This is a genomic window from Sphaerospermopsis torques-reginae ITEP-024, from assembly GCF_019598945.1.
Classification (GTDB): domain Bacteria; phylum Cyanobacteriota; class Cyanobacteriia; order Cyanobacteriales; family Nostocaceae; genus Sphaerospermopsis.
Map to the genome: position 1 here is coordinate 2,661,216 of NZ_CP080598.1, position 13,410 is coordinate 2,674,625.

Annotated in this window: 8 protein-coding genes; 4 read left to right on the forward strand and 4 right to left on the reverse strand. The window is 36.1% G+C overall.

What is annotated here, in order from left to right; all coding sequences use genetic code 11:
- Positions 1-72 precede the first annotated feature (72 nt).
- The 3 genes from K2F26_RS12485 (at position 73) to K2F26_RS12495 (ending at position 2,615) form a co-directional block, all read left to right on the forward strand.
- Positions 73-570, forward strand: a complete 498-nt coding sequence (locus tag K2F26_RS12485) for an LptA/OstA family protein (protein WP_220608082.1) — start codon at positions 73-75, stop codon at positions 568-570.
- Positions 571-596: 26 nt separating this feature from the next.
- Positions 597-1,325 (forward strand): LPS export ABC transporter ATP-binding protein, encoded by a 729-nt coding sequence (gene lptB, locus K2F26_RS12490; protein WP_194053455.1) that lies wholly within the window; start codon positions 597-599, stop codon positions 1,323-1,325.
- Between the two features lie 174 nt (positions 1,326-1,499).
- Complete coding sequence (locus tag K2F26_RS12495) at positions 1,500-2,615, forward strand: LptF/LptG family permease (RefSeq protein WP_220608083.1); 1,116 nt, start codon at positions 1,500-1,502, stop codon at positions 2,613-2,615.
- 89 nt (positions 2,616-2,704) lie between these two features.
- Here K2F26_RS12495 and K2F26_RS12500 read toward each other — a convergent pair whose 3' ends face one another.
- Positions 2,705-3,262, reverse strand: a complete 558-nt coding sequence (locus tag K2F26_RS12500; RefSeq protein WP_220608084.1) for a Uma2 family endonuclease — start codon at positions 3,260-3,262, stop codon at positions 2,705-2,707.
- Between the two features lie 141 nt (positions 3,263-3,403).
- Positions 3,404-6,886, reverse strand: coding sequence for a transcription-repair coupling factor (gene mfd, locus K2F26_RS12505; RefSeq protein WP_220608085.1), 3,483 nt, complete (start codon positions 6,884-6,886; stop codon positions 3,404-3,406).
- A 296-nt stretch (positions 6,887-7,182) separates the two neighbouring features.
- Here mfd and K2F26_RS12510 point away from each other — a divergent pair, with 296 nt between their 5' ends.
- A complete protein-coding gene (locus K2F26_RS12510; protein WP_220608086.1) occupies positions 7,183-8,490 on the forward strand; it encodes a hemolysin family protein in 1,308 nt (435 codons plus the stop codon).
- A 39-nt stretch (positions 8,491-8,529) separates the two neighbouring features.
- Here the strand turns inward: K2F26_RS12510 and K2F26_RS12515 are convergent, their stop codons facing one another.
- Complete coding sequence (locus tag K2F26_RS12515) at positions 8,530-10,845, reverse strand: 7TM-DISM domain-containing protein (RefSeq protein ID WP_220608087.1); 2,316 nt, start codon at positions 10,843-10,845, stop codon at positions 8,530-8,532.
- A 337-nt stretch (positions 10,846-11,182) separates the two neighbouring features.
- Positions 11,183-13,366: an aminodeoxychorismate synthase component I gene (gene pabB, locus K2F26_RS12520; RefSeq protein WP_220608088.1), complete on the reverse strand. Its 2,184-nt coding sequence runs from the start codon at positions 13,364-13,366 to the stop codon at positions 11,183-11,185.
- Between the last annotated feature and the right edge of the window lie 44 nt (positions 13,367-13,410).

The following is a 13,410-nucleotide window of genomic DNA, read 5'->3' on the forward strand; positions in this document are numbered from 1 at the left end:
TTGTAAATCTGCCACTAGTCACCAGTCCCCAGTCACCTGCCATAACCTGAAAAACTTCTATCACAAATTACTATGATAACTCCCTATCACTTGCTAAAATCACAGATGCACCGTTTAGGATTAGCTGTAATGCTGCCTGTAGCCCTCTTGGGTACAGTTACCCTTACTAACCAACTTCCCACTGCTACAGCCCAATCTGCTGGGGGAAACCGCCCCCTGACTATTCGCTCGGATGTCCAAGAATATGATGCTAAAGCTCAAGTCATCACTGCTCGCGGTAACGTGCAGATGTTGTATCCTGCACGTCAAATACAAGCCACAGCCGCCCAAGCACAATACTTTAGCAAAGAACGGCGCATTGATTTCAGTGGCAACGTCTATATTTTGCAACAAGGTAATAACAGTATTAGGGCAGAAAGAGTCACTTATTTAATTGACGAAGGTCGATTTATCGCCTTACCTCAGTCCAATCGTCAGGTAGAATCTGTTTACATGGTGGATGATGGTGATGTGAGTGGACAAACCGCTAAACCAGCGCCTAAAACACCACCTCTCAAGCGTTCTAATTAGTATTCATTACCACAAAAACGCGAATAGTGAAAATTGTTTTAGAAAATATTCATAAATCTTATGGCAAGCGAGTCATTGTCAATCGCGTTAATCTTTCTGTAGCCCAAGGTGAAATTGTTGGTTTACTTGGACCCAATGGTGCTGGTAAAACCACAACATTTTATATTGCCACAGGTTTAGAAAAACCTAATCAGGGTAGGGTGTGGTTAGATAATTTAGAGATTACGGGAATGCCAATGCACAAACGAGCTAGATTGGGTATTGGCTATTTGGCACAGGAAGCTAGTGTATTTCGTCAACTGTCTGTTATAGATAATATTCTCTTGGTTTTAGAACAAACTAATGTGCCACGTAGGGAATGGTCAAGACGGTTGGGTGATTTATTAACAGAGTTTCGCTTAGAAAAAGTTGCCAATAGTAAAGGTATTCAACTTTCTGGAGGTGAACGACGACGCACAGAGTTAGCCAGGTCTTTAGCAGCAGGTAGAGAAGGTCCGAAATTTTTATTGTTGGATGAACCCTTTGCCGGAGTTGATCCTATAGCAGTTTCAGAAATTCAGCAAATTGTAGCACAACTGCGCGATCGCGGTATGGGTATTTTAATCACCGATCACAATGTCCGCGAAACCCTCGCTATTACTGATCGTGCCTACATTATGCGCGAAGGGCAAATTCTCGCTTTTGGCATTGCTGATGAACTTTATAATAATCCCCTTGTTCGACAATATTATTTAGGTGATAATTTTAATGTTTAAAAATTGGTAATTGGTAATTGGTAATTGGTAATTGGTAATTGGTAATTGGTAATAATTATTTTTCTTCTGACTCCTGACTCATGCTTCCTGACATTTTTATTTTTAATTTCTCTTATGACATCTAAGCCAATTAAATCTTTCTATACCCTTAATTCACTGCTGCCTTTTTCGATCATGGATCGTTATTTGGCGATGCAGTTACTCCCGCTTTTTTTATTTGGAGTTGGGGCATTTACTTCTGTAGTTTTAGCCATTGATAGTTTATTTGAATTATTACGAAAAGTCGTAGAATCTGGACTACCAATTAATATTGCATTAAAAGTTTTTTTATTAAAATTACCCTATGTAATGGTTTATTCTTTCCCCATGTCCACCTTACTTGCTACGTTGATGACTTACAGCAAGTTATCTAGTGAAAGTGAACTAATTGCTTTAAGGGGATGTGGTGTAAGTGTTTATCGGATGGTATTCACGGCTGTTTTATTAAGTAGTTTAGTCACAGGTATGACTTATGTATTTAATGAACAAATAGCCCCAGCCGCCAATTATGAAGCTACTCGAACTTTAGAACAAGCACTGCAATCAGACAAACCATCATTTAAACAACAAAATATTTATTATCCTGAATACCGGGACGAAAAAGCAGCCGATGGTAGCACAAATAAAGTCCTTTCTCGCTTGTTTTATGCCGATCAATTTGACGGTAAGCAAATGAAAGGTTTAACAATTATCGACCGTTCTAGAGAAGGAGTTAATCAAATTTTAGTTTCCGAATCTGCTGCATGGAATCCTGCTCAACAAGTTTGGGATTTTTATAATGGTACAATTTATTTAGTTGCTCCAGACCGTTCTTATCGGAATATTTTGCGGTTTGAACATCAACAATTGCAACTTCCCCGCACGCCTTTAAATGTTGCAGAAAATAGTCGAGATTATGGAGAAATGAATATTTCTCAAGCCCTAGAACAATTAAAAATTGAACGTTTAGCAGGTAATCCCCAAAGAATTAGAAAATTAGAAGTGCGGATTCAACAAAAAATTGCCTTTCCCTTTGTTTGTATTATTTTTGGTTTAGTGGGTTCGGCGATGGGAACTATACCTCAACGTACTGGTAGAGGTACAAGTTTTGGTATTAGTGTAATCGTCATTTTCAGTTATTACTTATTATTATCAGTTTCTGGGGCTTTGGCACAGGCGGAAATTCTTTCTCCCGTTGTCGGTGCTTGGTTGCCTAATTTGTTTGGTTTGGGAGTCGGTGTATTTCTGTTAATGCGAGTTGCCCAAAGGTAAGGTCTTAATTAACTGACTGAAAAACTATTCCTCTCTGGTAATTAAAAGTGCATAACCTTCATTGCTAATAAAACAAATACCCAACTTCTTTAAAATATCTCACTTACATTAATACTCACACCAGGAAAAGCTAAAATTGATAAACTTTGATTTTTCTCTAAAGTCTGGATATATTGATAAATTCCCTGGTGAGGATGGCGATATACTTCTATGATTTCCTGATTCACATCTATTAACCAAACTTCAGGAATATTTGCTTCTGCATATAACGGAATTTTCACTTGGCGATCATATTTTACAGTTGTATCAGCCACTTCTATTATTAAAAATATATCTTCTGGTTGGGGATGTGAATTTCTATAAAAATCAGGACGGGGTTTTAATAATGCTATATCTGGTTGTGGTTCGGAAATTTCATCTAATTCTACAGGATTTTGCACATTAATTAACGCACGTCCTCCCAATAGTAAAGCTAGTAAATTTGTTAGAAATAGAACACAACCTGAGTGTCTTGTACCAATAGGTGACATATCAATCATTTCTCCCCGAATTAATTCCACTCGATCATTTTCTGATAAAATACCAGATTCAGCCATTTTGTGAAATTGCTTAACTGTAAATTGGTGTCTGAGTAGTTGTACAACCATTGTCACCTCTATGGGAATTTTATTGAATTAATTGAGATGTTTATTTTATAGTAGGTTGGGTGAAGCGATCGCGCAAGCCACAAAACCCAACAACAATATTAATTATGTTGGGTTTCCTTGCGTCAACCCAACCTACTAAAACTAGACTAAAGCTACTTCAGGAATAACTCCTTGCATTTTAGAAAAAACATCAATTAATGTCTGTAATTGTTGTTCAGCTTTAAATACTCCTAAACCTCTTGCTGTTACTTTTCCTTGAGAATAAACAAAGCGATTTCGCATCGAGTCTGTTAACTTTTCTGCTAACAAATTCCAAGCAGGTTCTTCCATTGGAGTTTCTAAAACTATATGCTGTTTATTCTCTGGTTTAATGCGACTAAATCCTAAAGCTTTCGCTAATTGTTTTAATTCCATCACCCTTAAAAGTTGATTCGCAGGAACAGGAATTGCACCATATCTATCAGTCCATTCTGCGGCAATTCCTTTTAATTCTTCTTGAGATTTTGCTGTTGCAACTGCACGGTAAGCACTCATTTTTTGATCTATATCTGTAATGTAGGTGGAAGGAATAAATGCAGTGAGATTCAGGTCAATTTGGGTATCTTCAACCTGGGGTATTTCTTGACCTCTAATTTCTCGAATTGCTTTTTCTAACATTTCCATGTACAAATCAAATCCTATCGCATCCATTTGACCAGATTGTTCTGCACCTAGCAAGTTTCCTACACCGCGAATTTCCATATCTCGCATTGCTAATTGATAACCAGAACCGAGTTGAGTAAATTCTTGAATTGCTCTCAATCTTTGTCTGGCTGCATCAGATAATTCTCTTTGTTTGGGGTAAAATAACCATGCGTGAGCTTGGATTCCTGCTCGTCCTACTCGTCCTCTTAATTGATATAATTGCGATAAACCAAAACGATGAGCATCTTCAATTAAAATGGTGTTAACTCGCGGAATATCTAAACCAGATTCGATAATTGTGGTACAAACTAAGATGTCAGCTTCATGGTTGCTAAAAGTGAGCATAGTTGATTCTAACTCACTTTCATCCATTTGACCGTGAGCGATCGCAAATCTTCCCCCTGGGATCATTTCTCTTAATTTTGTTGTAGTTTCTTCTATTCCTTCGACTCTGGGAACGACATAAAAAACCTGTCCACCTCTATCTAATTCCTGTCTAATTGCACTTCTAACAATTTCCGGGTTTAAAGGTGCTAAATGGGTTTGAATTGGTCTTCTGGTTGGGGGTGGTGTGGTAATTAAACTCATTTCCCGAATCCCAGATAAAGACATATATAAGGTTCTAGGAATAGGAGTTGCAGATAAAGTTAACACATCAACTTGTGTTTTTAAACTCTTGATTTTTTCCTTTTGATTAACTCCAAATCTTTGTTCTTCGTCAATTACTAAAAGTCCTAAATCTTTAAATTGCACACCTTTGCCTAATAATTGATGTGTTCCCACAACAATATCTAATTCTCCAGTCGCTAGACGTTTTTGAATGTTGCGTTTTTCTTCTGCACTGCGGAAACGATTTAATAAACCGACATTCACAGGATAGGGTGAAAATCGTTCTTTAATAGTGTGATAATGTTGTTGAGTTAAAATTGTGGTTGGGGCTAAAAGTGCCACTTGTTTACCAGCAGTAACAGCTTTAAAAATCGCTCTAATTGCTACTTCTGTTTTCCCAAAACCCACATCACCACAAACCAAGCGATCCATTGGTCTTTCACTTTCCATATCCCGCTTGACATCTTGCACAGCTTTGAGTTGATCTGTGGTAGGTTGATAAGGGAAAGAATCTTCCATTTCTGCTTGCCAAGGCATATCTTGGGGATAAGAGAAACCTTGTTGTTGAGAACGGGCAGCATATAATTTTAGCAAATCTACCGCTAATTTTTTAATAGATTTTCTAACTTTGTTTTTAGTATTTTCCCAAGCTTTACCCGTCATTTTATGGAGTGCGGGGGGGTTATCAGCATTAGTTCTAAATCGAGATAAAGAACCAACTTGATCCGCCGCAACTCTTAACACACCATCAGCATATTGAACAACTATATAATCACGGGTTTCATTATTAATTGTCAAACTTTCTAACTTGACAAATTTACCAATGCCGTGACTACGATGAACAACAAAATCACCTGGTCTTAATTTATTCGGATCAACTTGTTTAGATTTAGCTTGACGACGTTTACGAACATAACCAAAATTAGCTAAAGAATGTTGTCCGTAAAATTCGCGGTCTGTGACAATGACGATGCGGTAAGAAGGTAAAATAAAACCTTCTAATTCTGCTAAACCCGAATATTTCAGGGCGACTGGTGTATAATTGATGTGCAATTTATCAATTGCTTGATAATCACGAGGATTAGGGATAAACTGGGCAGGACAATCATGTTCTTGTAAGAGAGAAACAGAACGGGAAGGTTGAGCAGAAATGATCCAAACTGCAAATTTTCTTTCTCTTTCTTGTCTGAGGGTTTCTGCTAATTTAGCAAATTGATGAGGTGTAACAGGTAAAGGTCTACTCGCTAAATTAGTACCGCTATTTTCTTCCGCTAATTCTGATAAATACAACTTGTGAAAACTGCCAATTTCTGTTAAACACTCATCAAAAGTAAAATGTATTTTTGGTATTTTAGCTGATAGCTGTTCACTGATTACTGACCACTGAATATCAGCATTTTCTACCCAGCGATCGCTATGGGCGTGACATTGTTCTACCTCATCAATAGCAACCAGGGTATTTTCAGATAAATAATCTAAAATTGAAGCCGGTTTATTAAAAGCTAAACCTAAAAATCTTCTACTTCCTTCTAATGATTGTAATTCCGATTCCTGTAGAGAAGTTTCATGAAACGTCTCTACAATAGTTGTAAAATTGGGATGATTTTTTAATGCTGCTAAAACAATAGGTGCAAAGCTAGTAGGAGTAAGAGAAATTTGATTAACTTTATCTAAAGCAGAACGTTGGGTAGAGGGGTCAAATTCCCGAATTTTTTCAATTTCATCCCCAAACCATTCTAAACGGACTGGTAACTCAGAAGATACGGGAAAAACATCAACAATATCCCCTCGTCTACTCCATTGACCTTCAGTTTCTACTAAAGAAACCCGTTCATAACCCAAAGCGGTAATTTTTTCGCTGAACTCATCTAAATCATATTCCATCCCCTTTTGTAAAGAGAGACAAAAAGATTTAAATACCTCTGGGGGTGGAAGGTGTGGTTGTAGTGCGCCTATAGTAGCAACAATAGCTGTATTTTTATTCGGAATGCCACTACTAATCAAATCTGCCAAAACCTGCATTTGACCCCAGCTTAACTCAGTTTCTGGGTCAAAAGGTTCATAGGGAGAAGCTTCCGAAGTGGGGTAAAAATGTACAGTATTCCATCCCATAGCTTCCATTTGGGCATAAACCCGCCCAGCTTCTTCCAGAGTGGCACAGATTACACATAAATCTCTACCCTCATGATGAGCCAAAGCGGAAGTAACTAAACCCTTGGGTAAGCGGGAAATACCATTTAAATGCAGTTCTTGATTTTTTTTCAGTTTGGTGTTGAGTTCTGCGGTCAAAGGCAATCGCGCCAAGGCACGCACAATAGAAGAAAAAGCCATAAGTGTTACTAGAGTGAGAAGTCTGGAAAAATGGGAAAATTTAGATTGTAGTTAGATATAGCAGGTGACAGGGAACAGGTGACAGGTGACAGTGTAAACAGTCTTTTAGTATCTATGTTTAGCATTGATCAATATCCTTCATCCTTTGTTCTTGCCATATCCACTATTTTATAAAGTCAGTGGTTAAAGGTAACAGACTGTAGAGTGTGGAAAAAAATAATTCTTATTCCTAACTCCTTTCTACTGTCACCTGTCACCTGTCACCTGTCACCTCTTTCTCCCGACTCCCAAATAAAATGTCCTCAATCTCTGTTGAAATTTTAATCATTTTGGCGCTAATTCTTGCCAACGGTGTGTTTTCCATGTCTGAAATGGCCATAGTTTCCGCCCGTAAGGTCAGATTACAGCAACTAGCCAATCAAGGAAACCTCAACGCCCAAGCTGCACTGCAACTGGCAGAGTCTCCTAATCATTTTTTATCTCTTGTACAAGTAGGGATTACACTGATTAATATTCTCAATGGTGTGTTCGGTGGTGCTACCATTGCCCAAAGGCTAGAGAGATATGTTCAGTTAGTTCCTTTTTTGGCAGATTATAGCCAACCTATTGCTTTTGGAGTGGTGGTTTTAGTCATCACCTATTTATCATTGATTGTGGGTGAACTTGTACCCAAGCGGTTAGCATTAAACAACCCAGAAAAAATAGCCTCATCTGTAGCCCTTCCCATGCGAACTTTAGCGGCGTTAGCTTCTCCTGTGGTTTATCTTTTAAGTTTATCCACAGAAACAGTATTGCGACTTTTGGGAATTACACCTTCCCAAGAACCGCAAGTTACAGAAGAAGAAATCAAGATTTTAATAGAACAGGGAACAGAAGCGGGGACTTTTGAGGAAGCAGAACAGGATATGGTAGAAAGGGTTTTTCGTTTAGGCGATCGCCCTGTAAGTTCTCTAATGACACCCCGCCCTGATATTGTTTGGTTAGACTTGGACGACTCCCCAGAAGAAAACCGTCAGAAAATGTCTACCAGTGGTTATTCTCGTTATCCGGTATGTCAAGAGGGACTTGATCATGTTTTAGGTGTTATTCCTGTGACTGATTTATTAGCCAGGAGTTTACGCCATGAACCTTTTGATTTAACAATAGGATTACGTCAACCCATATTTGTCCCCGAAAGTACCAAGGGTTTAAAAGTTTTAGAGTTATTTAAACAAACCGCCACTCATATTGCTTTAGTAGTTGATGAATATGGAGTTATTCAAGGATTAGTAACGCTCAATGATATTATGAGTGAAATTGTCGGTGATGTTCCTGCACGACCTGGACAGGAAGAACCTCAAGCAGTACAAAGAGAAGATGGTTCTTGGTTGGTGGATGGAATGTTACCAATAGAAGAATTTTTTGAACTTTTTGGTTTAGAAGAAATTAATATTGAAGAGATAGGAAGTTTTCAAACTTTAGGCGGTTTAGTTATTACTCATTTAGGGCGTATTCCCTCAGCAGCAGATCATTTTGAATGGGAAGGTATGAGGATTGAAGTGATGGATATGGATGGAAATCGAGTTGATAAAGTTTTGGTGATTCCTAAGAATGGTAATGGTTGATTGGTGATTGGTGATTGGTGATTAACCACGTCATTAATTTTAGCCTTTCAAATAGGGAATACTAACTGTAAATGTTGTTCCTTCACCCTGTCGACTATCTACACTAATTTTACCTTGGTGCAAGTCCAAACATTTTTTCACTATGGATAGTCCTAAACCTGTACCAGAAATATTACCGACGTTAGAACCCCGAAAAAAAGGTGCAAATAATTTTACTTTATCTGCTTCAAGAATGCCAATACCATGATCAGTAATTGTAAAGACCAGTTGCTCATTTTCTCTAGTCAAAGTAAACTTTACTAAATTATTTTCAGGAGAGTATTTAATAGCATTAGTGAGAAGATTAGTGAGAATTTGCTGTAATAGTTTCTGATCAAACTGCACAATTAAAGAACCATCTGCCATTTGTTCATCTAAATTATAGGATAAATCAATTATATGTTTAGTAGTAGTTATTTCTGTTTCCTCTTTGAGACGATGACAAAAAGCAATGATATCTGATGCTTGTGGTTTAAATTCCATCTTTTCCGCTTCGACACGGTTGATCATCAGGACATCATCCAGCAGTTGAGTCATGCGTTTGATAGTTTCTTGGATAGTATTGAGATGTTTATATTTTTTTTCGGCATTCAGGCGATCGCCAAAAGTTTGTAAAATGCCTGTAGATGAGGAAATAATGGCTAAAGGTGTACGAATTTCATGGGATGCCATTGCAATAAAGCGCGATCGCATTTCGCTGACTGCCTTCTCTTTTTCTAAAGTTTCCAAAATCTCCTGTTCAGCTTTTTTCAGTTGAGATATATCACGGATAATAGATGCTAAAGCTGTAGCTTCTCCCGTTTGCTGATCCTTAATTAAGAAAAAAGAACTTATGGTATAAATTTCTTCTCTAGTTTTACCATTGACAAGTGTTAATTCTCCTTCCCAATATCCAGATTTTAAGACAGTAGGAAAAATATTTGATGGGAATAAATATCTATCATCTTGACAGAAATAATCCCAAATATTACCTTCTATTAAAGCATTTTCTGTATTTAAACCAATCATTTGCATCCCAGCATCATTAATGAAAACCATCTCCCCATTCAGATTATTAATACTAATAAATTCAGAACTTTTTTCAACTATTAATGCTAGTTTTTTTTGTTCAGATTGCAGCTTATTACGTTCTGTTTTTATTAAATTGATATTATCAGCCAATGCTAACCCTACAAAAGAGGCTAAACCGATTAACCCTAAACGATGCAAGTCTTCAGTCAATATATTGGCAGGTAACAAAGCAAAGGCTTTTAAACACCAGATACTTGTATTTAATAAAATACAGCCCCACTCTAAAATTGCGAATCTAGCTGGCATGAATCCTTTATGCCATGTGTATAAACAAGCATAATTCACCAATCCACAAACAATTATTACCAGAAGTAGACCAGCAATTATAGTCTTACTAAAAGGTAAAAAACAAGCAATTAAAGTATATCCCACACAAATCCAGCGTACCCAGTTCATCAGTGTGTAGAGTTGACGACTGTAAAGACGCACTGGTAAAAATGAAATATAGAAACTGGAAGCACTTGCTAAAGCAATGCCCGCAGATATTAACATAATACTAATATTCCATTCAGGAAATTTTGGCCATAAATACTCAAAGGCTAAACCATCTCTGATAAAATAATTGGCAGTCAAAGCGATTAGGGAAACAACATGATATCTATAAATTATATCTTTTAACAATAAGACAAGCAGTAAATTGATACCGATAATAATCAATAAAATCCCATAAAATCCACCTATTAAGAATTGCTGAGTTAAATTATTTTGATAGTATGTAACAGGTTGCCAAAGAATCACATTCATAGCAATAGTTCCCTGACTGGTAAACCGCAAGTAAATAGTTTTTTCTTCTTTCTTTTCTTCACCCATTGCTAAGGGGAGAACAAACACAAGATTACTATCACGCAGTTCACGTCCAGAAAAAGGAAGTTTCCGGCCAATTTGTTTTTTAATCCAAGAATTTCCTTGAGGAATATATAACTCTACCTGATCTATATTGTTAGGTCCACCTTGCAGATACCATTCTGAGGTAATATTGCTTTCGTTGCGTAATTTTACTCTAGCCCAAGTTGCAGCACGAGAAAAACCCATATTAGGAATATCAGATTGACTGGGGGTAAATTTTTGTTGCGGTTGGGTGACATCTGCAATAGTTAATTTTTGGCTGGGATCTACTAAAATTTCTAAATATTTTCCCAGTTGATATTTTCCCTGTTCGTCATTTAAGACTACAGTATTTGTCAAGGAGGAGTTGGTAGCTTTTACAGGTAAGTAAATTTCCCATACCAGTAAGTAGCCAAGCAATAATATTAACAGGCATGATATACTTATACAATACCTCAGTAGTTTAGGTAATTTAAATATTTTACGCATTTTTATTGACAAAAATAAAATATTGTTATTATCGGCTTTCCGCAATTCAAAATGTAATACAGTAATACTTCAATTATTTTTACAAAAAATATTGACATAATTCAGTATTTAAACGTATAAACTACAGACCTTTGGCGATAGCGAAGCGCTGCTGCAAGCAGTTCGCTATTCAACGACCATTAACCCCAATTGTTGTAGTCTTTGTATGTTACAAAACGAAGTGCGGAATGTGGGTTATTTTATCAAATAAACAATTATCTCTGTTAATCTAATTAACTTTCTTCATAAATAAAATTACTGGATCGGGAATTTCTTGATCCCTAAATACAAAGTTGTGAGCATCTACAATTTGATATTGTTCAGAATTAAATTCACCGTTAACAGTAATGACTAAAGCTTCAATTAATGCTTTTGCTTTCAACAACATTTCTTCTAGTTCTGCTTGAGAGTTTGACAAAGCTACAATACCCCCTCCTACACCTATAGAAGTTTTTTCAGATGTTAAAATTGCAGTACGAATGACTATATTTAAATCTGCTGCACCATTACAACTTAAAAAACCAATTGCACCAGAATAAATACCTCTTGCTTTGGGTTCTAATTTATCTATAATTTCCATAGTTCTAATTTTTGGCGCACCTGTCATTGAACCACCAGGAAAAGCATTTTTAATACAGTCAATAGCATCCATTTCTGGACGTAATAAACCCCTAATTGTAGTTACTAATTGATGTACTGTACTATAGGTTTCTACATCCATTAATTTGGGAACATGAACACTAGCAACTTGACAAACTCTCCCTAAGTCATTACGCAATAAATCGACTATCATTAAATTTTCAGAACGATCTTTTTCACTATTACGTAAACTTGCTTTTAAAAGTTCATCCTCTTGGGGTGTTTTTCCCCTGGTTAATGTTCCTTTGATGGGTTTTGTTTCTACCCAACCTTGAGAGTCTATACTTAAAAATCTTTCTGGTGAAGAACAAGCAATACTGAAATTTTTATTATAGTTTCCCAACTTCAAAAAAGCTGAATAAGGTGCAGGGTTAATTTTCCGTAATGTGCGATAAAATTCTAAAGGTTCAGGTGTTACTTCTGTAGATAATTTATTCGTTAAACAAACTTGATAAGTTTCACCTTCATAAATTTCTTTTAATGATGTTTGAATATCGTCAAGATAGTTTTTTTCGATCTGTTGTAAATGAAATTTAATGGTTTTGTTTTTTTGCTGTGCAGGTTTAATGATTGGTTTTAATAATGACAAACTTTGTAATTTTAATTCTGTCTCTAAAAACCATGATTTTGCAGTTTCTTCTTCTGTGCTTAAACAGACTAAATAAATAACTTGTTCCTGATGATCAAAAGCAATGATTCTATCTGCTAAAATAAACACAGCATCAGGTAAATTAGACTTATGTCCTAAATTTCCTCCACATTCTGCTTTTAATTCATATCCAAAATAACCCACAAAACCGCAGTTAAAATTAAAGGGTAATTCTTCATTTACAAAATGTCTATTTTTAATTTCTCGTTGTAAATAATCAAAGATACTTTCTTGATAAGTTGTTATTTTATCACCTTGAGTAATTTTAATTTCTTTATTTTCTGTCCAGTATTCAACTAATAAACTATGAATACCACTATTATCTCCCATAAAGGAAAAGCGAGATAACCCAGGTTCATATCTACTACTATCTAACCAAAAGCTATTTACCTTGTCACCAAAAAGCTGTGTAAATACCTGTTCTGCATCAGGATATATATCTAATTTTTTACTATAAACTTGATATTGTTTCTGTTGCTGATTTTGATTTTTTTTGGGTAAAAATATATTTCTCTTATCTATGTTTTCGGGAATTTGAGAATTATAGAATTTGGCAGTTATATTTCTAAAGTTTTTAAAAATCTCTTTTCCGTATTCAGTACAAATTGATTCAGGATGAAATTGTACACCCCAAAAAGGTAAATGTCGATGACGCAAACCCATGACTACACCTTCTGGAGTCCAAGCAATTTTTTCTAAACATTCGGGTATGTCATCCGCAACAACTAAGGAATTATAACAAACAGCTAAAAATGAAGGTGGTAAACCTTGAAATAATTCACAATTATTGTGATAAACTTCACTCAATCTACCATGTTTAATTTCTGGTGCATGAATAATTTTACCACCATAAAAATAACCTAAACCTTGATGTCCTAAACAGACACCCAAAACAGGAATTTTGAGACTTTTTAAAACTTGACCACAAATACCAAAATCTTCTATTTTTTCTGGTCTACCGGGACCTGGAGAAATGACCACATTATCAAAATTAATCTTGGTCAAATTTTCCCAGTCAACTTCATCATTACGGATGACAATAGGATTTTCTCCATTTACCTCCGCAATGAATTGATATAAATTAAAGGTGTAAGAATCATAATTATCAATGATTAATGTTTTCACGAATAGGTGACAGGTGACAGTAATAAGGGAATGGTGATAACTCA

Bases quoted from the DNA above. Each gene is read 5' to 3' on its own strand.
- K2F26_RS12485 (WP_220608082.1), top strand. From the start codon at position 73: ATGATAACTCCCTATCACTTGCTAAAATCACAGATGCACCGTTTAGGA.
- K2F26_RS12495 (WP_220608083.1), top strand. From the start codon at position 1,500: ATGGATCGTTATTTGGCGATGCAGTTACTCCCGCTTTTTTTATTTGGA.
- K2F26_RS12500 (WP_220608084.1), bottom strand. From the start codon at position 3,262: ATGGTTGTACAACTACTCAGACACCAATTTACAGTTAAGCAATTTCAC.
- mfd (WP_220608085.1), bottom strand. From the start codon at position 6,886: ATGGCTTTTTCTTCTATTGTGCGTGCCTTGGCGCGATTGCCTTTGACC.
- K2F26_RS12510 (WP_220608086.1), top strand. From the start codon at position 7,183: ATGTCCTCAATCTCTGTTGAAATTTTAATCATTTTGGCGCTAATTCTT.